We start from the raw sequence: 23,418 nt of genomic DNA on the forward strand, positions 1-23,418 counted from the left end.
ATTGCTAACAAAAAGAACATATAAGGAAAATAAAATCCTCCTATCTTGTCCTACAATAAAGACAAGGAGATGAAGAACATGAATAAACAATTAATCGAAACTTTAACAAACAAAGAAGAGAAAATGATTGAAATCAGACGTTACTTACATCAACATCCAGAATTATCATTTCAGGAAGAGAAAACAGCACAATATATCGCAGACTTTTACAAAGACAAAGATGTGCAAGTAGAAACAAATATTGGAGAACGCGGTATAAAAGTAACCATCGATTCACACAAACCAGGTAAAACATTAGCGATTCGAGCTGACTTTGATGCGTTACCAATTGAAGAAGCTACTGGTTTAACATATGCATCTCAAAATAAAGGCGTGATGCATGCATGTGGACACGATGCACATACAGCTTACATGTTAGTCCTTGCTGAAACACTTGCAGAAATGAAAGATAGCTTTACAGGTAAAGTTGTAGTCATTCATCAACCAGCAGAAGAAGTACCACCAGGTGGTGCGAAAGGCATGATTGAAGACGGCGTACTTGAAGGTGTTGACAATGTATTAGGCGTACATGTTATGAGCACAATGGAAACAGGCAAAGTCTATTACAGACCAGGATTTGTTCAGACAGGACGCGCATTCTTTAAATTAACAGTGCACGGTAAAGGTGGACATGGTTCATCACCTCATATGGCTAATGATGCAATTGTTGCTGGTAGCACATTTGTTACTGCAGTCCAAACAGTCGTTTCAAGACGATTAAATCCATTTGAGACAGGTGTTGTGACCATCGGATCATTCGATGGCAAAGGACAGTTTAACGTCATTAAAGACAGTGTTGTTATTGAAGGTGACGTACGCGGCTTAACAGATGCTACAAAAAATACTATCGAAAAAGAAATCAAACGCATTACCAAAGGATTAGAAGCAATGTTTGGTGTGACGTGTGACCTGGAATACAACGATGATTATCCGGCACTTTATAACGATCCTGACTTTACGAACTATGTTGCTGACACTTTAAAAAATGCAGATTTAGACTTTGAAATCGAAACATGTGACGCACAACCACCTTCTGAAGACTTTGCATACTATGCTAAAGAAAGACCAAGTGCTTTCATCTATACAGGTGCGATGCCTGAAGACGGTGAAGTATTCCCACATCACCATCCAAAATTTAATATTAGTGAAAAATCATTATTAATATCAGCAAAAGCAGTAGGAACAGTCGTGCTAGACTACTTGAAAGGGGAAGAATAACATGGAAACATCTCAAAATTATAAAGGCGGTAATAAACTGATACTTGGTATTGTCCTTGGTGTTATTACATTCTGGTTATTTGCACAATCACTTGTCAACGTTGTACCACCATTACAAAAAAGTTTTAATGCGGATATGGGAACTATTAGTATCGCCGTATCAATCACTGCTTTATTCTCTGGTATGTTCGTGGTTGGTGCTGGTGGCTTAGCCGATAAAATCGGACGCGTTAAAATGACAAACATAGGTCTTGTATTAAGCATCGTTGGTTCAGCGTTAATCATTGCAACCAACTTCCCTGCACTATTAATCTTAGGGCGTGTCATACAAGGTTTCTCAGCAGCATGTATTATGCCTTCAACACTAGCAATCATGAAAGCTTACTATGAAGGTGCTGAAAGACAACGTGCCTTAAGTTACTGGTCAATTGGATCTTGGGGCGGAAGCGGTGTATGTTCACTATTTGGCGGTGCTGTTGCCACAGCATTTGGCTGGAGATGGATTTTCATCATCTCAATTATCGTAGCAATCCTTGCAATGCTTTTAATCAAAGGTACTCCAGAATCAAAATCAGAAGTAACAAACACATCTAAATTTGATGGTAAAGGCTTAATCATTTTAGTAGTCATGTTACTTAGCTTAAACGTTGTTATCACTAAAGGCGCAACATTAGGTTATACTTCACCTGCGTTCTTAGGACTTGTTGCATTAGTAATCGTATCATTCATTTTATTCTTAAAAGTAGAACGTTCAGTGAACAACCCATTAATCGACTTTAAATTATTCAGCAACAAACCATACACTGGCGCAACTATCTCTAACTTCTTGCTAAACGGTGTTGCCGGAACACTAATCGTAGCAAACACATTCGTGCAACAAGGATTAGGATATACTTCATTACAAGCAGGATACTTATCAATCACTTATTTAGTGATGGTATTACTTATGATTCGTGTTGGTGAAAAGATTCTTCAAAAAATGGGTGCTAAAAAACCGATGTTACTTGGAACACTTATCGTAATTATCGGGGTTGCCTTAATCTCATTAACATTCTTACCTGAAAAAATCTATATCATCAGCTGTGTCATCGGATACTTATGCTTCGGTTTAGGTTTAGGTTTATATGCTACACCTTCTACAGATACAGCCATCTCAAATGCACCTGAAGATAAAGTCGGTGTTGCATCAGGTATTTATAAAATGGCATCTTCACTAGGCGGAGCATTCGGTGTCGCAATCAGTGGTGCTGTTTACGGAGTAGCCGTAGCTTCAATGGGTGTTTATCAAGGTGCAATGATTGCATTATTCGTCAACGTTGCGATGGGTGTTATCGCGTTAATCGCAATTATGTATTCTGTACCAAATGATGATCCTCGCAAAGTTAAATAAATAATTTCAATAAATTAAAGTAAAAAATAATAAACGTCAAAGTGTAAATACTAAACTCACTTTGACGTTTATTTATTTCAATATAATAATATCTAAAATCTAACAAATCATTAATATCATATATAATCATCTCCTAAATCCTTTTCATTTATAATAAATGTACTCTTTCATCGGAATAAAACAGATGAAACCAGAAGAAAAAAGTTAAAAAATACAGTAATTGTGTTACAATTATTTAATAAAAATTACTATATCAATATATTAGGAGATGCATATATGAAAAAATTAATGAAGCTTTGTTATATTGCCTCTGCCCTGACTACGCTGTCAATCATTTTACCTGTGAACGGTGTGCAAGCGAGCGAACTCTCACAAAAGTTACAGCAAGATGCTAATCAAATACAAACAGACATACAGAATCGTAAACAAGAAGTAAAGCAATCTATAGAATCTGTAAGATCAGATATCAAACAAGACAGCCAGAACTTTTCACGTATAAAAGAAGAAGCGGCAACTGTACGTAATACGCTTGAAGATAATCATCAAAAAATCGAAGAACATCAAAAAACCCTCGAACAGCGTACACAAGAACTTAAAAAAGATTTAGAGCAGCGAAATAATGATATCAACATTAATATTAATCACAACGTTAAACCCGATATCGATGAAAAGACGCGTCAAAAATTAAATAATATCGAGCAAAAGCTGGATAATATTATAAAGACAAAAGACGGCTTTTTAATTAACAGCAATCAGCTAGACAATATCAAATTAAAAGATACTTGGCTGAACAACAAGGATAAGCAATTATTAGATAGTTTATCAACACAATTGCAGAACCAGGCAATCTCTCACTTAAAATATGAACAAAAAATAATCGAAATGATGAATAGTAAGCTTCAGGACTATCTAAAATTAAATCACAATCACTTTAACTTTGATGATTTATTAAAGCGTGGATTTGACTTGTCGCAACTATCAAACGAAAATAATCGTTTAATTGAACAACTTCGTAATTTACGTAACCACAATAAATTGTCTAATAAAGATTTCAATACTAAAATCCTTGATGTCTTAAATAAAGATCTAAAAGAAAAAGCTGACAAACTAGAACGCATTAATGATAGATTAAGTGCACGAAATAATGACTTAGATATCGGTGGTAGCTTCGCAAATGCATTCAATGAAGATGCCAAAACACAACCAGTGAGCCATACTACACCAGCTTCTACTAATAAAGCAACATCACCATTACCTGATTCAGGTGAACGACAAAATAAGCCGTTATATGTTGCGGGATTCTTCATCTTAATCATTGGCTTACTCATTCTAGTACGTGCTCGCAAGAATAAAAAATAATACGCAAAACATGAAAAAAATGCCGTTCAGATGAATGGCATTTTTTATATCGTTCTTATCGTTTGAATAATGTCTAAAAAATACTGCGTGACTGTTTCAGATGAATCTTTAAAATCTTCATCCATCCAGGCTTCAACAAGGCCAAGTAATGCAGAGGCAGCAAAATTTGCAATATATGTCTCGGGAATACCGGATGATTCGAATAACTTAATGCTCGTCTGATTAAATTGTTGCATCAGTAACTTTTTTAAATGACGTAAAAAATTAAATGGTAAATCAGCATCCACCAACACTTTAAATGTATCCTGATGCTCCTCTATAAAATGAAAAATAGTATAACAGTAAACTTTAGAATCATCATCCATTTGTGTGATCAATTCATGATGATCTATATTATTAAGTAACGTTTCAAGCTCTAATAACATCTCTTTAATCATTTGTTCGCATAAATCATATTTATCAAGATAATGATGATAAAATGTACTTCTGTTTACTTGTGCAGCATTTGAAATATCCTGAATCGTCGTCTTACGAAATGACTTCTCTTTTAAAATATTTATAAATCCTGATTCAATATTACCTCGCGTTTCTCTATTCATCTGTTCATATGTATCCATATACACCATCCAACATTCTTATATTTTTTGTGCATTGCTTAAAACGTGGCATCCCCCTATAGTTATTGTTATAACTTAATTTTGAAGGAGTCACATATCATGCGAAAATTCTCACTTATACTATTTACTATAATTACTATAGCTGTATTAGGCTATGCACTTGTTACAAATCACCCTGCACAATTATTAATGCTTACCTTTTTAGCAGTTGGATTTGGTTTAGCTTTCTTACGTTTATTTGTTAACAACTCTATTAAGAAAATGAAAGGTAAACACATTGGTGTGAAGCTCATCTTCTTTGCAGTCTTACTTAGTATCGGACTACCTATACAAAGTTGGTTTAGAACAAACGTCTTAATGACAATCCAACCTAATTATCTCATTTACTGTATCACAATGCTTGTCAGCAGCATGGTCATTACGACATTATTAGTAACACGCTTTAAACGCCAGCTTAGTACTGAGGTATAATATCTTTAAAGTACATTTCCCGAGAAATATCTATATTTAAACATTATGATTAAAATAACTTTAAAAAGAGTAGCACTGGATAATGAGTGCTACTCTTTTATAATATCTTATATCTCTCTTAAGCAAACAAGGATGTTATTATCTCTTCTAATGTTAAGATAAATTTAAACATGTTCTATCTGGAGGTCATTATGTTTAAATTTAATTTCGATAATTCATTCCTCAGTCTATCAGAAGATTTTTATGAATTATGTAAGCCTGATACGTTCGATGCACCTGAGGTTGTTATTTTCAATGATGTGTTAGCTTGCGAGCTGAATATTGATGCTGATCTTCAATATCATCCTGAATATTTAACCGGTAAAGAGATCCTTCCTGGTAGTAAGCCATGTGCACATGCATATGCTGGTCATCAGTTTGGTCATTTCACTATGCTTGGCGATGGACGTGCGCATGTTCTTGGTGAGCATGTAATCGAGGATAATCAGCGTGTCGATATTCAACTAAAAGGTTCGGGTCGTACTTTATTCTCTCGTTCCGGAGATGGTCATGCTGCTATTGGACCTATGCTTAGAGAATATATTATTAGTGAAGCAATGCATCACCTTAATGTCCCAACAACTAGAAGTCTTGCTGTTTCCCTTACTGGTGAGAATGTTTACCGTGAAACATCACTTCCTGGTGCAGTATTAGTTCGTATCGCAAAGAGTAATTTACGTGTGGGTACGTTTGAATATGCGGTCCGTACAGAGGATGCACAAAATATAAAACGGTTAGCTGATTATGCCATTGAACGTCATTATCCTGAGATTATAGGTAATGATAATCCTTATTTATCATTACTTAGTAAAGTGATTGAAAAACAAGCTTTACTTATCGCACAGTGGCAATCTATCGGATTTATTCATGGTGTCATGAATACCGATAATATGACAATTAGTGGTGAAACGATTGATTATGGTCCATGTGCATTTATGGATAATTATCATCCTGCTACTGTATTTAGTTCTATCGACCAATATGGTAGATACGCTTACCATAACCAGCCAAGCATTGCTTTGTGGAATTTAACACGATTTGCTGAGACATTGATTCCATTAATCCATGAGGATGAAAATGTCGCTATTCAACATGCAGAAACCGCTCTTAATACTTATCAGGATTCATATGTCAGAAATTATATGAAGATTTTCGGTCAGAAAATCGGGATTGAAAATATTTCAAAAGAGGATTTCCAGCTCGTAATTGATTTACTCGTGTTATTTGAAAAATATGAATTGGATTTCACTAGTACTTTCAGAAGTCTTGCTACTCAACAGTTTACTCAATTAGATATCTTTAAGAATGAAGATATTCAATCATGGTATAATCGTTGGGAAGAGCTTATCACGAAAGATGAACAGGACGCGTATCAATTGATGCAGTCTGTTAATCCAGCTGTCATCCCAAGAAATCATCTTGTTGAAGAAGCTTTAGAGGATGCTACTATAGCTCAGGATTACACGAAGCTCCATCAATTGCTGGCTGCTATATCTGATCCATTCAACGATTATCATGAAGCGCGATATTTGAAGCCTGCTCCACCGAGCGCTAGAGTATATCAGACATTTTGCGGCACATAACTTTATTACATCTTAAAGGAGAATAGAATGTATAAACAAATAACGACAGCATTATTAATGACTACGACATTATTACCAGCACATACGTCTCACGCAGCTACAATTAATAAAGCCTGCAAGATTAATGTAAGTCATCAAGCAGTTACAAAAATTAACGGGATTCCATTAGCCAATAAGCAATATAGTATGTCCAGAAACTATAATCCAGGCGCTAATAAAACAATGATTAAGTGGTATAACAAAATGAAAGCTAATGCTAAAACGCAAGGGATTACTTTAGATATCGTCGGTCAGCAAGGTGCATATGGCTTCCGTTCTTATGCGACTCAAAACTATTTATATAATAATTATATCAATACATATGGTTCTGCATATGCAAATCGTATCTCTGCAAAGCCTGGTACAAGTGAGCATCAGTTAGGACTTGCGATGGATATTAAAGATGGTACGAATTACGGGACATTAACGACTGCGTTTGAATATACACCTGCTTCAAAATATCTTCAGAAGAATGCTCATAAATATGGTTTTATTGTGCGCTATTTGAAAGGCAAAGAGCATATTACAGGATTTATGTATGAACCTTGGCATATCAGATATGTTGGTCGTACACATGCCGCACGTATTAAACAAAATAACGTTACACTTGAAGAATACTTTGGTATACAAGGTAGGAAGAAACTATCTTCTGGTAAGCATACTGTTCGTGGTGTTATTTGTAAGTATTAACACAAAAAATCGCAATTCAGAGTATCTGAATTGCGATTTTTTAAATTATGCATCCTGAGATAAAATTTTCATATCTTTTGCATCGATTTCAAACTCTTTAGTTTTACCATCTTTACCTTTAAGCTCAAGGTTATATTTGAATTTACCATCATCATGATCTAATGACCATTCTTTAATATCTCCGTCATATACCTTTTGTGCTGTCTTAATAATTTTATCTACTGGAACAAATTTTCCGTAATCAAATGTTTTCACATTATCGTTATCGTTCTCTATTTTAGAAGAAATAATTTTGTTCTCTTTCGCATCCACTTTTATTTCGTGTGTCTTCTGATCTGTATCAATTAACGAAATTGCATATACCCATTTCTCATTATCATGATCAAAAGAAATACTTTCTAACTTACCATCGATTTTAGTTTTCGCTGTGTCGATGGCATCCTGAGGCATCGTCTTAATATCATCTATACTGATTGATGCATCATTTTTATCATTATCATCATCCGCTTCAGATGCTTCATCTTTATTATCCACATCTGTTTGATTGTCATCTTTCGATTCATCTTTTGCAGCGTTATCTTTATCTGCATTATCATTTTTATCGTTTGTATCCGTTGCTTTTGTATCTGTTTTTTCAGATTGTTGTTCTGTTTTTGTTTCATCTTTCGGCGCTTTTTCAATATCCTTAGCGTCATTATTACATGCAGCAAGGGCAAGTGTTGAACTTAATATGAGTCCTATAATTTTAAATTTCATGTTAAATTCCTCCTTTTTCTATCTAATTATATTTTTCCCTAATTGATAGACAAAAAACATATAAATTTATTAGAGTCATTCACATGGATTAACTAAAAATCATAGTCTTTAGTAGTCCTCATCCTCTTTATTTAATATCCAGCTACCCCCGTTCAGGTAGCTCGCATAACTTAACCAGCATACATAAGGAATCAACATGAAACCTGAGACTTTATTCACTCGATAAAACTTTTGTGCAGTAATTATAGCTGCTGCTAGTAAACAATAACTCTCGATTAATGCAGTGCCTCTTAGTTTTAAATTAAAATATAATAATGACCATGCATAATTCAGTGCAAGTTGAGTATAATGTGCTTTAGTTAAAGATTGATCTTTACTACTTTTAGTTGCGAGATGATAAGCAACACCCATCGATGTGTATAGAATTGGCCATACTATAGGAAATGCGGCTGCTGGTGGAGAAAACGGTGGTTGTTTAAATTCCTTATAATCTTCCTGAGCTTTAGCAGTTAATCTTCCTACAATCAATCCTCCTGCAAGCGGTAAAGCCATACGTATATATTTTTTATAATTTGTCATTTGAACACTCCTCCTTATTAACATTTTACAAAAAACACATTGTATAACCAACAAACAAAAGATATAGGAATGTTGGATGCTTTATACAAGTATCCTAAATTCATATTCTATAATGACTTGTTATAATAATTTTATTTATTAATTAAGGATAAAAAAATATGCCACAGTTATAAACTAATGTGGCATACTTTTAACATTTTAATTAATTAAACAACTTAATAAATAAGCTTAATATGATTACCAGATGGGTCAATCGTTATGATATTTGAACCTGTTTCGATAACTTCTGCATCGATACGTTTTAAATTATTTACAACCGCTTGAACCGCTGCTTCATCTGCATACATCAATGTATAATCAACAAGCCCAACTGCATTTGACGATGAATGCGGTGCTCCCACACCATTCCAAGTGTTCACTCCAATATGATGGTGGTATTTATTCGCTGATAAGAATAACGCCTGTGCACCAAAACGATTTACAACATCAAATCCTAAACCTTCTGTATAGAATTTTTCAGTATATGTTAAGTGAGAGACATGTAAATGAATATGGCCCATGACAGTCTCAAGAGGCATACCTTCCCAGAATTCCCCTGGTGTTACGTTCTTAAGTAAGCGTTCAAAGTTTAATGGATCAACTGTCATTTCAACTTCTTCACCATGCCAAGTCCATTCTTCAGGCTTTCTATCGATATAAATTTCAATCTCATTACCATCTGGATCAAAGATGTATAATGCTTCACTTACTAAATGATCTGATGCTCCGATTTGAATACCGTTCTCTTGTAATTGAATCACGATGTTTGCTAAATCTTTAGCAGTTGGCAATAGAATTGCGAAGTGATATAAACCTGCGCGACGTTCTTCTTTCGGTAATACGTTGCTTGGTTGAACGATTGTTAAGATGTTGTTTTTACCATCTGCTGTATAACGAATCGTTTCGTCCGCTTTTTCTAATATTTTAAATCCTAATACTTCTGTATAAAATTGATTGCTACGTTCTAAATTTGTAACGTTCACTGTCACGTTTGAAACGAATGTTGTTGGTTTTGTATGGAAGTTCATTACACTCTCTCTTTTCTATTTGAAAATTTATGATCAATTGCATAGATTGAATCGTTTGCTAAAGCAAAGAATAATGATGCAACAAGTAATAATACGTCAAATTCATAACCTGCAGATTTACCGTCACCCATGAAACCAGCTGCGAGTTTAACTTTAAAGATTGCTACAGCAAGGATTGCTACAAATAACCAACCAACGATTTTTGTTTTAAATCCTAAAATCATCATGATACCACCTACAAGTTCAATGATAGCTATGACATAAGCCATAAAACCTGGAATTCCTATTGAATCGAAGAATCCTACAGTGTTCTCGATACCACCCTGGAATTTAGCTAATCCATGAAGAAAGAATGTGATACCTACCGTTAATCTTAATAATAATGTTCCTAAATGATGTTTGTTCATAATATATTCACTCCTAAATTTTAATTTTTGTTCATAAATGCTTATTCAAGTAACTTAATGTAACTTAGTATAAATAATATACTAATTTGCGTCAAGAACAAAGTATAATTTTTATATCAAAATCTTAAAATATGCTATAATAAACAAAACTTAATGAACGATAAAAGGCATAAGGAGAGGGCTTACGTGGAAATGTGTCCAAAATTCGAACAAGCTGTAGCATTATTATCACACCGTTGGAATGGTCTCATTATCTATCAGTTATTAGAGTGTGACAAGAGATTTAGTGAACTACAGCAATCCATTGGTATCAGTAATAAAGTATTATCGGAAAGACTTAAATACCTTGAACAACAGGAAATTATAATTAAAGAAGTAATCTCTGTTTCACCAATGAATGTGATATATCAACTCACACCAAAGGGGCAGGCGCTCGCACCTGTCATAGATCAAATAGAAATGTGGTCCAAGGAATGGCTAAAATAATGAAAATAAAAAGTAGCTACTAGAGCAGCTACTTTAATTTTGTATATAAGATTTTTCAAAACATATTTCCCGGGAAAACTAATTTATAATATGCTTAATTTCATAGAGTTTTTTAACATTAAATGTCGCATTCGTAGTTTTTTCTCCAAAGTAACAACTATCTATACCAATATTTTGTGCTCCTAATATATCGGAAGTAGGAGTATCACCAATCATTAATACTTCACTTTTATCTTTAATATTTAATACATCCAAGCAATGTTCAAAGAAACGTTTATCTGGTTTTTCATAACCAATTTTCTCTGAAATAAAATGATAATCAAAATATTGATAGATATCCGATAATTGCATACGCTGCATTTGTGTATGATACACACCATTAGAAGCTGAACAAATTACTACATCTTTAGCTTTTAAATACTCCAGTAAGTCCATAGCTCCCTCTACAAGCTTATGACTATTGTTTAAGGTCTCTCTAAAAATCTTCTCTTTTTCAATACCATCCACATGATGACTTAAACTATCAAAAAATAATTGAAATCTCGTATCAAGCAGCGTCTTCCTGGAAATCTTACCTAACTCTAAATCCGCCCACAACCCTGTATTCATTTCTTTATATTGATTCATTATGTCATCTGTAAAAGCAATATCTTCACTTTCCAGCACTTTATTAAACGCATCAAGCTCACCCGCATTAAAATCGAGTAGCGTATTGTCTAAATCCATCAAAATATATTTGTACATCAATACTGCCTCATTCCCTAAATATTTAATAAATGAATTATAACGCTTGTGAACTTATTTATCACTATTGTATGATGAGCTTTATACTGTATAAGAGAGGGATTCCATTTGAAAGGATATTTAAAATATTTATTACTAAGTATACTGCCATTACTTATGTTTGCTATAGTTATTTTTACATTTTTTAATGATTCTCATTACACATCTACTATTGCAAAGGTGACGAGTGTAAAAGAGACCATTCAAAGTTCAGAAGGTGATAATGAGATTGATCAACTTTTAACGTTGCAAGTTACGAATCATAAGCATAAGGGCGAAACAATCACAATACATAACAAGTTTTTTAAAAGTAAAGCCTATACTGAACAATATCATAAAGGTGATAAAGTATTTTTAGCAGATAATTTAAAGTCTATCGATGGCTCAAAAAGAGATAATATTATCGCGATATATGGATTTATATTCATAACGTTAATGATGATAATAGGTGGTTATCAAGGTATAACTTCTATTATCAGCTTAATATTTAACTTACTGATTTCAATTGCTATTCTAATTATTAAACAACAAAATCCTGATATACCTCTATTTCTTCTAGCATTGGGAATGGTGATTATCTCTTCTATTTTGACTCTACTACTTGTTAGTGGATTAAACAAAAAGACATTGATCGCTATTATTAGTACGATTATTTCTCTGTTAGCTACAGCTTTATTGGTTCAATTAGCGATTGTTCTAACAGATGGTAAAGGTATTCGTTACGAAACGATTACCTTTTTAACTGTATCACCTAAAAGTATATTTATGGCCTCTATTATCATCGGTACATTAGGTGCCATTATGGACATTACGATAACAATTTCATCTTCGCTTTATGAAATTAAGCATAATAACCTTGAAAGTTCTTTTTTACAACTTGTAAAGGCTGGTAGAAATATAAGTGACGATATCTTGGCACCTATGAGTAACATTCTTCTTTTTGCTTACTTAACAGGAGCCATTCCTATGATCGTACTATACTTACGTAACTATTCACCCATTATTCAGTCTTTCCAACTACACTGGTCTATCGAGATCACAAGATTTTTAGCAAGTGGAATCGGGATTATATTGACGATACCCATTACTATTTTTATAGCAGCATATGTGTTATCTAAGGAGAAGGTTTCATGAGTACATTAACATTACTAACTATCGTTTTATTTATTTTAATGATTGGTGTAGGTCGTAAACAAGGTATGAAAGCATTTCTCGGTTTATTCGTGAACATTTTATTGCTTGGAATATTTATTATTTTAATCATCTTAAAAATCAACATCATACTACTCGCGATACTCTTTTGCATCATCATAGCGGTCTTTAACATTATGATAATGAATAACTACTCTAATGTTAGTACGTCGACCATTCTCGCTACAGCGATAACTTTTACAATATCTCTAATCATCGTATATTGTGCAGTTATCTTTAGTAATATCCAAGGCTTTGCCATGGAAGAAGGAGATGAAATCGCTACTTATCATTTAAATATCGGAATTAACTTTGTACAGCTATCTTTATTTATTATTCTAGTCAGCACATTAGGAGCAATCATTGATCTAACGATTTCAGTGAGCTCTGCAATGGAAGAAATAAATATTAATCAGCCGAATATTTCAAGAAAGCAATTATTCCGTTCAGGAATGACTGTAGCACGAGACATACTTGGCACAACTATCAATACCTTATTCTTTGCTTATCTTGGCAGTTATTTAACACTACTAATCTGGTTCAGTAAACTGAACTATTCATTTGGAGATATCATCAATTCAAAAGTATTAGCTAGTGAATTAATGACCTTATTATCTGCTGGTATCGCTGTAACAATTGCGATTCCAATTACGTCGTTTATTAATTTGAATCTGATTAAACGTTCACGATAAATATGTTTATTAACCATTAAAGAGCCTGACACTTTTATAAGTGCCAGGCTCTTTATCTATCATTAAACTGTTGAAGTAACGCCACCATCAATAACAAACTCTGAACCCGTAGAATATCTTGCCTCATCAGATGCCAGGAAGATAATCATATGAGAAACTTCCTCCGGTTGAGCAACACGACGTACAGGAATTGTTTGTTTAAACTTCTCAACTGCTTCTTTTACTCCAGGTTGCTCTAACATCGGTGTATGAATGACACCTGGGTGAACTGAGTTTACTGTAATATTAAACGGAGAAAGCTCTCTCGCTGCAGCTTTAGTCATACCTCTTACAGCAAATTTAGTGTCAGTATATCCAATTGCACCACCTACAAGACCGTTCATAGATGATACATTAATAATTGCACCTGAGTTTTGAGCTTTCATAATTTCTGAAACATATTTAATCCCTAAAAATACAGAAACCTGATTAATATTTACAATTTTCATATAATCATCTAAAGAAACATCATCAATTTTCTTATTATAAGTAATACCCGCATTATTTACTAAAACATCAATTCTTCCCCATTGATCTACCGTTTGTTTAATAACACGTTTCCAATCTTCCTCATCTGCGACATTGTGCTGAATAAATAGTGCATGCTCTCCTAATTGTTCTGCAACCTGTAATCCTTTTTCTTCATTAATATCCGTGATAACGACTTTAGCACCTTCATCAATTGCACACTCTGCATGAACTTTCCCCATACCTTGTGCTGCACCTGTAATAATCATCACTTTATCTTTTAAACGTTCCATATACATAATTCCCCCTTATATATTGTTTATAGAAGTAACATGATTCATTAATTTATCTTGTATAAATTTCATCTGTATTAACTCGTTTGGGGTTAACACACTATATATTTCATTACGTATTTCTTCTCCAATAGTCTCTGCTTCTTTTAATAGAGAGACGCCTGACTGAGTAATATCCAGTAAGATGACACGTCGATCATTTTCTTGCGGTACCCTATTAATATATTCCATTTCCACTAGTTTATTCGTCATTGATGTAATAGCACCATACGTAAAACCTAGCGCTTTCGCAAGTGTGGATGGCTGAGAAGGACCGTTACGTTTAATATACTCAAGTAACATTACCTGGGAAATGTTCACATTATGATTGAAACGCTTTAAAAAAATCGACATCATTTTGTAGCTCAATTGATTGCCATCATGAATAAATTCAAAAAAATTCGACTGATTCATAAATTCACCTTTTTATTTTATTATACTATTAAATAATTTAATATTAAACTATTTAACGATGAATGATTGATGTATATTACTTCATACTCCATATACAAATATTGTATTTTTTTATCTATGATATTGAAATCATCATTTACATTTGATATAATTTCACTTCACAGCGTTAAAGCGAAGGGGTGTAATTATGCATAAAAAACAACATTGGAATTCATCCCTCGGATTTATCCTTGCCAGTGCCGGCTCTGCAATCGGACTTGGTGCCATATGGAAGTTTCCTTACATAGCTGGACAATATGGTGGAGGAGCATTTCTTCTTGAATTTATTTTATTCACTCTGTTAATCGGACTCCCCTTATTGATTGTTGAATTCTGTATAGGACATGCAGGAAAAACTTATTCCCTATCTATATTTGGTAAGCTATCCGGTTCAAAATTTATGAACTTAATCGGACTCTGGGGAAATATTGCAGCATTTATCTTATATGCATTCTATAGTGTGATCGGTGGATGGATTATCATATTCATCGGATACTACTTAGGGGTTATTTTCAATATATTTGAACTTCAGTTAGATTATTTTCAGCAAATGATTGCTAATCCCTTACTCTCTATTCTCGGGGCATTTTTATTTATACTCTTTACAGAAGTGATTGTGTCTTTCGGCATTCAAAATGGTATCGAAAAAGCCTCTAAAATTATTATGCCACTCCTATTTATATTGTTTTTAATCATTGTAGTGCGTGCATTACTGTTAGAAGGTTCGATGGAAGGATTAAAATACTTTTTGATTCCTAGATTTGAAGATATAACGTTAGAAGGTACGCTGTACGCGATGGGGCAATCATTCTTTGCCTTGTCTCTTGGAACAACAGGCATGATTACATATGCTTCATATACTAAAGATGACACCAATGTTATGCAATCAGCACTATGGATTGTCATCATGAACTTACTTATCTCAATTCTTGCAGGTCTTGCAATTTTCCCGGCCGCAAGCGCATTAAATATTAAGGTCGAATCTGGACCTGGATTACTATTTTTAGTACTGCCAAAACTATTTGAAAAAATGACATTCGGCTTTGCGTTCTACATGTTATTTTTAATACTGTTTCTATTTGCAGCGCTAACATCTTCTATTTCATTGTTAGAATTAAATCTTTCTAATTTAATTAAGAATAATGAAAGTAAACGAAAAAGATACGCACTTATCTTGAGCTTAGCTGTTTTTATTACAAGCATTCTACCAGCATTATCATTTGGCATATTAAAAGACATTAAATTTGGATCAGGAACGATATTTGATAACATGGACTTTTTAGTATCAAACATTATGATGCCACTAGGTGTATTATTTACAACGTTATTTTGTGGATTTGTATTGAGCAAACAAATACTAATCCACATCTTTACGAATAACAATCAACAAACTACGTTGTTTAATATTTGGCATACGTTAATAAAATATATCCTGCCGATCATTATTATTATCGTGTTTATAACGCAACTGATATAAAAATAACGAAAAAACGAACTATCCGTAAATTCCGGATAGTTCATTTTTTCGTTATTATACATAATTCCTAAGTTTCTAAATTATTTATTTTTGTTTCAATAAAGAAAAATACTATCGCATGTATTAAACTTATCATCAATAATGTTACTAAAGATAAGGACACTGATATAAAGACGTTATCAGCAATGAAGAATGATAAATACGAGCTGATTAAACCCAAAAGAAACCTTATGATATCATCTAAATTATCATCTTTTTGAATTCTTAACGTTACTTTGATAATCGTTTCAATGATTAAATCAATGATAAACGATAAGACATACGACAAAACAATAAATAAAAGTAACATAAAAATATTTCTATAAAAATTATCGAATAAATTAATAACGCTAACATCTAAAATCACGGGAGATATGATTAGCAATAATCCACTCACTAGTAATAAGAATGTTTTAAAGAAATCTTTCATAGTATTATTTTTTGTTCTCATCTAAAAAATAAGAAATTAAAAATGTAGTTATAAAAAAGAATATCGACCACATAATTGAAACATTCGTATCCTCAGAAATGATTAAAAATGCTAGTAGTGCTGACATACATGCCCATACTAAGGATAAAGTTATTCTTTGGTTAATCATAAAAATCTCCTATACTTAATCAAAGTTATTTTTGTAATAAATTGTATTTAAATGGTATCATAACACAAATTTAAATTAAACAATAGTTGAATAATCTAAAATATAATAGGTTATATATTAACTACAAAAATAACGGTAAGCACTTATCTAAAGATATAGAAACTATTGAAAATCCTATTTTTCAACAATATCTCGAATGTTTAGAGACTTAAAATTTTTATATAAGTAAATTAAAGGTAGAAAATTTTTTTAGTAAATGGTTTAATACAATACAATATTTTTTTGACGTTTACAGCGATATAAACCACTTCATTTGTATAATTTACAGTGTTCGTTTATGGATGCCGTTCTTTATAAAAATAAAAAAGACATGTCAAAAATGACATGTCTTTCGCCTCTATCCGCGTGGTTGGACGCAGCAAGGTAGGACTTTCCTTATTCCTTATTCCTTATTCCTTATTCTCAATAATATTAGAAAAACGCTCTATTCACAAGTGTTTAATGTAATGCAGTGATTAACAATAATCTAGTAACTGTTTCATTGTTTATATGGAATTATTCATAAGTCGGATGATTTAATTCTTCAGGTGTAGGTGCTAAATAACTTTCAACTCTCATCTCTTCAACAACCCAAGAACCCCACATTTTTTTATAAGAAACCACAAGTCTGTCACTATAAATTTTCAAAATACTACCGTTAACTTTATGAGAACTTCTAGCTTTGCCTAAATATTTTTCAACTTCTGTTACTGAAACTCTTGTGTTAAAAGATAATAACATATTTTCAATTTTTGCTTTTTTATAGTTATCAATCGTATGTTTCGATCCACTTGTTAACACAACGTTATATTTATTTGGTCCAGAAATTTTATTTTTATTATAAGCATATTCAACTTGAATATAATCTTTATTTTCAAGAATCTTTCTTTGCTCTGGTCTACCTACTGTATTCTCAATATCTTGATATGTTGAATTGAATCCAATCTTTTTGCCATGAGAAGTCATTAAAGTAAGTTTCCCAGCTTTCATTGCTTTTACTGTAGATTTACTATTTAAATTCGGTAACTGTATAACATTTGCCTTTATATTTGTAGATTCAGCCTTATTTGTATTGGCATGTGCAACCATTGATCCCGTACTAGTCACTACTAACGATGAAACAACTAAAGCGCTCAGTATTTTTTTCAAGTTCGTACCATCCTTTTCTAATTTGTAGAGATACCATTAAATAAATTATATGCTAATATTTTCTAAATAACAACATACACTTAAATTATATTGTATAGATTAAAAAAGATGTATTTTTTTGCTCTTATATTTCTAAAAAGCCGGATCATTTATAATAATTTTCAGCGTATCGGTTAAGAATGAGGTTTTTTATAAAAATTAAATGCCAATTCTCAAGTGATGAGAATTGGCATTTAGTATTTATTCTATATTCTTCATTTTATCATAATCAATCTGAACTCCTCGAAGTTCTAAAGCTTCTTCTGCTACATAAAGTAATTCCTCAAAATCATGATTATCATCACTTAAATCTAGAATTCCTGATTCTAGAACCTTTTTATAATATAATTCTCCTCTTGAGACAACATAACACTTAGTATATAAAATTGCATCTTCAGATAAGTAATCATCATTTTCTACTAAGGGATCATACACTTTTAAAGCAGATAGATTTTCAATCATGTTTGCTAGTGTGTTATGAAACTCAATAATATGATTTTCATTCAGCTGGGTAAGATATTTTATAAGAGACTGAGTATTATCTTCATCTAAATATTTACCAATAATATCCCAAAAATAATCCTCTTTCATAAAAGAAACTTTTTGTTCTTCTAAATTTGAAGATTCGTAGATATCTTCTTGATCATTTAATACTTTTTCAAATTCTTCGGGATGCATATTAGCTAACCATTCATAATAATTTGTCATAGATGTTAGTGTCTCATAAAAAGGTGAATTAATAGGCTTTATATTACTCACATCTAAATTGCCTAGTAATTTATATTTTTTTTCATCTTGTTGAAAAGAATCTCCCCAGCAATGATAATTCATATCTCTAGTTCCCGATTTATTAATTGCAGATATCATAATCTCAGAATCTTCAAGCGAAGGATAGTTCTTAGAAAAATATTTGCTAACCATTACTAAACATGTCTTATTTTTTCGTTCCACATCTAGTACTACCATGCACCCGTAAAAACCTCTAGGCAATTCTTCAGTAATTACATCTCCAACTTTCAAATTTTGTATATTCAATTTCATTACTCCTCTTAATAATATCTCGGTCTAGGAAGTTTATGCTTACCAAAAACCTCATCATTTATGATAACTTTCAGCGTACTGTTTAAAAGAGAGTTTTATTTAAAGTCTATTAAAATAGCTATCAGCGTTACACTGATAGCTACTTCATAGGTTATGCATTGCTTAATCTTTTACTTTCTTTATCTTTGTTTAATAATAAATTGTCATCGTTAAGATAACTCGCATAAATCTTAAAATAAAATATAGTAAATATACAAAAAAGTTAAAATCCTATGAACATTTTTTCCATTTTTTAGTGTTCGTGTAAATTATTTTAAAAACTCTGTTTACAGTCGATTGGGGGGCTAATATTATAAATTAATATCTACACCCAACATATGCATACCAATCAGTTGGATAACACCACTTGATGCACTTGGAAAAGCAAATATCATCTTATTTACTTCTCGTCCACTCATCTTCTTATTAATAATAAGTGTTAATATATTAATCAGATCATCTGCAGCACTACCGTAGATTACCGCACCTTTTAATCTATTTCTTTGATCAAGCACAACCTTCATTTCTGCATCACGTTCGTGTTTATACTGAAATTCCAGCTGTTCTCCAAATTTAATAGTTTTCACTTTATATCCAGGTTTTCGTTCTGCTTCTTCAATCGACATACCGACATGCGCAATTCTTGGTAGTGAATACACCACATTTGGAACTGCCGGATATTTAATCGGTATAAGTTTAAGTGCTTTTAATGGGAACTTTTTCATATCTGCATCTCTACCTAGTATATTCAGCGCGATATAATTTGATTCAAATGTAGCAGTTGGCGTTAATTTCGGTATTTTCTTATTTACAACATCTCCACTTGCATAGATGTTAGGTATATTTGTCTGCATATATTTATTTACTTTAATACCATGCTTATCATAATCTATTCCTATTTGATTAAGTCCAATATTTTCAACATTTGGTATACGGCCTGTTGCATCTACTACATAATCAGTTTCAAGTTGGAATGCTTTATCATCCGATAACTTTAAACCATTCTCGATATTCTCTAATTTCGTGACATCAATATTAAAATAGAATTTTACGCCTTCTGCCTCAAGTTTCTCAATCAGTTTCTTCACATAAGGCTGGTGATATGGCTTTAACACTTTATCAGAGTGTACAACAACTGAAACTTCACTGCCCATCTTCGCAGCAATAGATGCAAATTCAATACTGACGAAACCGCCACCTAAGAATGTAATACGCTTTGGAAATTCTATTAAATCTAAGAAATCTGTACTATTATGAGTTAATTCCTTACCTTCTATGTCAAGCTCATTACTTCTTTGACCTGTTGCAATTACAATATACTTTGCTTTATAGTCCGTATCGCCTACATTTACAGTATGATTATCTTTTAGGATACCTTCACCTTTAATAATATCGATACCTTGTGATTCAAATATACTTTCTAATCCTTTATGCAGAGGACGTATCGTTTGTTGTTTGTATTCCATTAATTTTGACCAGTCAATTTGTGGTGTGTTTTTCACAATATCTTCATAATGTTGCAGAGATTCTACCGCTTCAAATGGACCTTCTAATAAGATTTTAGGATTACACCCATAATTCGTACACGTACCTGAAATTTTATCTTTCTCAATAATTGCTACACGTTTTTTCATTTGATTTAATATCAGTGCACCATGCCATGCTGCATGACCACTACCAATATAAATGACATCATAGTGATTATTATTCATATATTTACTCCTTAATTTTTATGATATTAATAAACTATATAATTACAATCTCTTTTAAGTTTTACAGATTAATATTACGACCTTTCCATTTCACTTCTTTTTTGATATAAATCGCGACAATGGATTTCGTAAATACAAATACGAAATAAGCGAGAACTAACGGATAGCACATAATTGTTAGTAATTTAAAATTTCCAAGCATACTAGATATCCAGTATAAGATAATTGTATACATAAGATAAAGTATTATTATTATTAACCATTTTTCTGGACATATTACTACTAATAAGGGAATAAAAGCTCCTGACATCCATAAAATGATAAGTGCTAACACACGCTTATCTGTTGCGGCAGAACCTGCAGCAAAATGTTTCATCCATCCTCTTGTCATAGCATGTATTCCATCTGGATACATACGAAAATGGATTATATTCTTACCGATATGATTATAAAGCTTAAACTGATGTGCTTTGAATACTGTGCCTAGACCAAAACCTTCAATCAATTGACCTGCTGCTGCACGGTGTCCATCCGTTGTAATATAATCTTGCTTTCTACATATCACACATGGTCCAAACACACCATCTTCACCTTTAAAGATTGAGGTCGCATTTAGACCCAATACTGTAAGTATATTAAAATATAATGATCCTTGTTCGTACCATTGTTTCATTTCATGATATGGTTGTATCGACATGAGTCCACCCTTGTAGGCAGTAGTAATACGCTGGATTGCTTTTGTGTCATGGAAATGTGTGTCAGCATCCAAAAACAAAAGAATATCTCCATTCGCTGCTTCAGCACCTCTATAACATGCTGCTGACTTCCCTTTCCAGTCAGATTGATTATCAAAACTTATGACAATCGCACCTAAACTTTTTGCAATCCGAGCAGTATCGTCCGTTGATCCGTCATCTACAACTATACATTCATATACATCTGATAAATCAAAAGAACTGAGCAATTTTGTTAAGTTATGTGCTTCATTTCTCGCAGGAATAATCACACTGACTTTACGGCTCTGTGTCGGAATCGTGTTAATGAGCGGTCTGCGAACAAATAGCAGTAATCCTGATACAATACTTATTAAACCCCACAGAACAATCATTGTTCTTGTTCCTTTATCATTCTGCCTACCTGTTGTCCACTCAAAGTTACCATAGGCATACCTCCACCTGGGTTAACTGTGCCACCAACAAAATAAAGGTTGTCAAAATGTTCACTGTGCTTTCTATGCTTAAATCCATTGTTGCTTTTACGATTAGATAACGTACCATAAATCGCACCACGATCTGAAAGATACATGTCTTCAATATCATGAGGTGTCCACATATCTTCTGTGACGATATGTCGACGTAAATTTTCAAGTCCCATATTTTCAAGCTTTACTAAAACATTTTCTCTTAGTTCCTGGTATTGTTTCTTCGTAAATGGTTTATCTTGAATATAAGGAATATGCGGTAGTATTTTAATATTTTCATGCCCCACTGGCGCTTGTGCTTTATCTGTTTTGTTAGTGTTTACTACATAAATCGTAGGATCAATCGGTAGTTTTTTTTCATTAAATACACGTTCAAAATTTTTCTTAGAATTATTAGAAAAAAAGAAATTATGATGCTGAAGCTGAGGATATTCCTTATTTACTCCAATATGAAGTACAAGACCTGAACTTGCAGGTTCAAATTTTTTCTTTAATGATGCTAAGTTTTTTGGTGGATTCACTAGCTTTTCATATAACGGTATAACTTCCATATTAGAAACGAAATAATCTGCAGTTATGCGCTTACCGTCCACAAGTTCCATAGCGACTATACGTTTGCCTTCTGTTTCTAATTTTACTATTTCGCTATCTAGGTGAAGTTTGACCCCTATCTCTTCAGCGAGCTTTACTATCGCTTCTCCTAGCAGATGCATACCACCAGGAACATACCATTCTCCTTGTTGATATTGCATATGACTCATCATATTGAGCACAGCAGGTGCATCGTAAGAGGAAGAGCCTACATATTTGATAAAATATCCGATTATATCCCTAAATTCCTCATTCGATATATAGCGATTGATAGCCTGTTGCATCGTACTGAAATAATCAAAACCTTTGATCGCTTTAATAGGTCCATGATGTTTGATTAACTTTAATTTTGTATCGATACCCTGGTCAAAGTAACTATCTTTTGTCAATTCGTGAATACGTCCTGCATATGCCAGAAAATTTCTATACTCATTTATATCTTTGGCAGTGAGATGTTCGTTGTTTTCCTGCATTGCTTCAAGATCTTTATAAAGATCATAGATATGACCGGATGGAAAGAAACATCTCCATTGTAATGGTAGTTCAATGATATCAACGTAATCTTCCATTCGCTTGTGACTACCTTTAAATAAGTTCTCAAAGATATATGGCATTGTCAGAATAGAAGGTCCAAGATCGAATCCAAAGCCATCCTGGGTGAGACGATTAAGCTTTCCACCAAAATGACGATTTTTTTCGTATAATGATACATTGAACCCTGCCTGCCTTAATGTAATTGCAGCAGATAAACCTCCCAGACCTCCACCAATAACTACTACAGTTTTATTATTCAT

Annotated in this window: 24 protein-coding genes; 10 read left to right on the forward strand and 14 right to left on the reverse strand. The window is 32.8% G+C overall.

Going from position 1 to position 23,418, the window contains the following annotated elements; translation table 11 throughout:
• The first annotated feature begins 78 nt into the window (after positions 1-78).
• The 3 genes from ACMGE6_RS04205 (at position 79) to ACMGE6_RS04215 (ending at position 4,006) form a co-directional block, all read left to right on the forward strand.
• Entirely contained in the window at positions 79-1,257 is a 1,179-nt protein-coding gene (locus tag ACMGE6_RS04205) for a M20 family metallopeptidase (RefSeq protein WP_414054558.1), read from the forward strand.
• Between the two features lies 1 nt (position 1,258).
• Positions 1,259-2,647 carry an MFS transporter gene (locus ACMGE6_RS04210; RefSeq protein ID WP_414054559.1) on the forward strand — a complete coding sequence of 463 codons (1,389 nt, stop codon included), beginning with the start codon at positions 1,259-1,261 and terminating at the stop codon, positions 2,645-2,647.
• 276 nt (positions 2,648-2,923) lie between these two features.
• Positions 2,924-4,006, forward strand: coding sequence for an LPXTG cell wall anchor domain-containing protein (locus ACMGE6_RS04215; RefSeq protein ID WP_414054560.1), 1,083 nt, complete (start codon positions 2,924-2,926; stop codon positions 4,004-4,006).
• Positions 4,007-4,050: 44 nt separating this feature from the next.
• Here the strand turns inward: ACMGE6_RS04215 and ACMGE6_RS04220 are convergent, their stop codons facing one another.
• Positions 4,051-4,623, reverse strand: a complete 573-nt coding sequence (locus ACMGE6_RS04220; protein WP_414045309.1) for a TetR/AcrR family transcriptional regulator — start codon at positions 4,621-4,623, stop codon at positions 4,051-4,053.
• 99 nt (positions 4,624-4,722) lie between these two features.
• Between ACMGE6_RS04220 and ACMGE6_RS04225 the strand changes: the two genes are divergently transcribed.
• From ACMGE6_RS04225 to ACMGE6_RS04235, 3 genes are all read left to right on the forward strand, one after another.
• Entirely contained in the window at positions 4,723-5,094 is a 372-nt protein-coding gene (locus ACMGE6_RS04225) for an MFS transporter permease (protein WP_414054561.1), read from the forward strand.
• A gap of 191 nt (positions 5,095-5,285) precedes the next feature.
• The gene (locus ACMGE6_RS04230) at positions 5,286-6,716 is read left to right on the forward strand and encodes a protein adenylyltransferase SelO (RefSeq protein ID WP_414054562.1); all 1,431 of its coding nucleotides are present in this window, start codon (positions 5,286-5,288) and stop codon (positions 6,714-6,716) included.
• Between the two features lie 27 nt (positions 6,717-6,743).
• A complete protein-coding gene (locus ACMGE6_RS04235; RefSeq protein ID WP_414054563.1) occupies positions 6,744-7,445 on the forward strand; it encodes a M15 family metallopeptidase in 702 nt (233 codons plus the stop codon).
• Positions 7,446-7,490: 45 nt separating this feature from the next.
• Here ACMGE6_RS04235 and ACMGE6_RS04240 read toward each other — a convergent pair whose 3' ends face one another.
• The 4 genes from ACMGE6_RS04240 to ACMGE6_RS04255 form a co-directional block, all read right to left on the reverse strand.
• Positions 7,491-8,201, reverse strand: coding sequence for a PepSY domain-containing protein (locus tag ACMGE6_RS04240; RefSeq protein ID WP_414054564.1), 711 nt, complete (start codon positions 8,199-8,201; stop codon positions 7,491-7,493).
• A 108-nt stretch (positions 8,202-8,309) separates the two neighbouring features.
• Entirely contained in the window at positions 8,310-8,780 is a 471-nt protein-coding gene (locus ACMGE6_RS04245; RefSeq protein WP_414045314.1) for a TspO/MBR family protein, read from the reverse strand.
• A 215-nt stretch (positions 8,781-8,995) separates the two neighbouring features.
• Entirely contained in the window at positions 8,996-9,847 is an 852-nt protein-coding gene (locus ACMGE6_RS04250) for a VOC family protein (RefSeq protein WP_414054565.1), read from the reverse strand.
• The gene (locus ACMGE6_RS04255; RefSeq protein ID WP_414054566.1) at positions 9,847-10,254 is read right to left on the reverse strand and encodes a DoxX family protein; all 408 of its coding nucleotides are present in this window, start codon (positions 10,252-10,254) and stop codon (positions 9,847-9,849) included. Before ACMGE6_RS04255 ends, ACMGE6_RS04250 begins: the two co-directional genes overlap by 1 nt.
• 192 nt (positions 10,255-10,446) lie before the next feature.
• Here ACMGE6_RS04255 and ACMGE6_RS04260 point away from each other — a divergent pair, with 192 nt between their 5' ends.
• Positions 10,447-10,740 carry a winged helix-turn-helix transcriptional regulator gene (locus ACMGE6_RS04260; RefSeq protein WP_414054831.1) on the forward strand — a complete coding sequence of 98 codons (294 nt, stop codon included), beginning with the start codon at positions 10,447-10,449 and terminating at the stop codon, positions 10,738-10,740.
• 78 nt (positions 10,741-10,818) lie between these two features.
• On the opposite strand, the gene ACMGE6_RS04265 is transcribed toward ACMGE6_RS04260, so the two are convergent.
• Positions 10,819-11,484 (reverse strand): YjjG family noncanonical pyrimidine nucleotidase, encoded by a 666-nt coding sequence (locus ACMGE6_RS04265; RefSeq protein WP_414054567.1) that lies wholly within the window; start codon positions 11,482-11,484, stop codon positions 10,819-10,821.
• A 108-nt stretch (positions 11,485-11,592) separates the two neighbouring features.
• On the opposite strand from ACMGE6_RS04265, the gene ACMGE6_RS04270 reads away from it, so the two are divergent.
• Positions 11,593-12,657, forward strand: a complete 1,065-nt coding sequence (locus ACMGE6_RS04270) for a YibE/F family protein (protein ID WP_414054568.1) — start codon at positions 11,593-11,595, stop codon at positions 12,655-12,657.
• Positions 12,654-13,406: a YibE/F family protein gene (locus ACMGE6_RS04275; RefSeq protein ID WP_414047419.1), complete on the forward strand. Its 753-nt coding sequence runs from the start codon at positions 12,654-12,656 to the stop codon at positions 13,404-13,406. Before ACMGE6_RS04270 ends, ACMGE6_RS04275 begins: the two co-directional genes overlap by 4 nt.
• Before the next feature lie 62 nt (positions 13,407-13,468).
• On the opposite strand, the gene ACMGE6_RS04280 is transcribed toward ACMGE6_RS04275, so the two are convergent.
• On the reverse strand, positions 13,469-14,206 hold the full coding sequence (locus tag ACMGE6_RS04280; protein WP_414054569.1) for an SDR family NAD(P)-dependent oxidoreductase: 738 nt from the start codon (positions 14,204-14,206) through the stop codon (positions 13,469-13,471).
• Positions 14,207-14,221: 15 nt separating this feature from the next.
• On the reverse strand, positions 14,222-14,659 hold the full coding sequence (locus ACMGE6_RS04285; protein ID WP_414054570.1) for a MarR family winged helix-turn-helix transcriptional regulator: 438 nt from the start codon (positions 14,657-14,659) through the stop codon (positions 14,222-14,224).
• A gap of 187 nt (positions 14,660-14,846) precedes the next feature.
• On the opposite strand from ACMGE6_RS04285, the gene ACMGE6_RS04290 reads away from it, so the two are divergent.
• Positions 14,847-16,175, forward strand: coding sequence for a sodium-dependent transporter (locus ACMGE6_RS04290; protein ID WP_414054571.1), 1,329 nt, complete (start codon positions 14,847-14,849; stop codon positions 16,173-16,175).
• Between the two features lie 67 nt (positions 16,176-16,242).
• Here the strand turns inward: ACMGE6_RS04290 and ACMGE6_RS04295 are convergent, their stop codons facing one another.
• The 6 genes from ACMGE6_RS04295 to ACMGE6_RS04320 form a co-directional block, all read right to left on the reverse strand.
• On the reverse strand, positions 16,243-16,524 hold the full coding sequence (locus ACMGE6_RS04295) for a hypothetical protein (protein WP_414054572.1): 282 nt from the start codon (positions 16,522-16,524) through the stop codon (positions 16,243-16,245).
• 844 nt (positions 16,525-17,368) lie between these two features.
• On the reverse strand, positions 17,369-18,001 hold the full coding sequence (locus ACMGE6_RS04300) for a hypothetical protein (protein WP_414054573.1): 633 nt from the start codon (positions 17,999-18,001) through the stop codon (positions 17,369-17,371).
• A 240-nt stretch (positions 18,002-18,241) separates the two neighbouring features.
• Positions 18,242-19,075 (reverse strand): DUF4240 domain-containing protein, encoded by an 834-nt coding sequence (locus tag ACMGE6_RS04305; RefSeq protein ID WP_414054574.1) that lies wholly within the window; start codon positions 19,073-19,075, stop codon positions 18,242-18,244.
• A gap of 356 nt (positions 19,076-19,431) precedes the next feature.
• The gene (locus ACMGE6_RS04310; protein WP_414054575.1) at positions 19,432-20,832 is read right to left on the reverse strand and encodes a dihydrolipoyl dehydrogenase family protein; all 1,401 of its coding nucleotides are present in this window, start codon (positions 20,830-20,832) and stop codon (positions 19,432-19,434) included.
• 61 nt (positions 20,833-20,893) lie between these two features.
• Positions 20,894-21,940, reverse strand: coding sequence for a glycosyltransferase (locus ACMGE6_RS04315; RefSeq protein WP_414054576.1), 1,047 nt, complete (start codon positions 21,938-21,940; stop codon positions 20,894-20,896).
• Entirely contained in the window at positions 21,937-23,418 is a 1,482-nt protein-coding gene (locus ACMGE6_RS04320) for a phytoene desaturase family protein (protein WP_414054577.1), read from the reverse strand. Before ACMGE6_RS04320 ends, ACMGE6_RS04315 begins: the two co-directional genes overlap by 4 nt.

The sequence above is a fragment of the Macrococcus equi genome (genome assembly GCF_047426745.1).
Classification (GTDB): Bacteria; Bacillota; Bacilli; order Staphylococcales; family Staphylococcaceae; genus Macrococcoides; species Macrococcoides equi.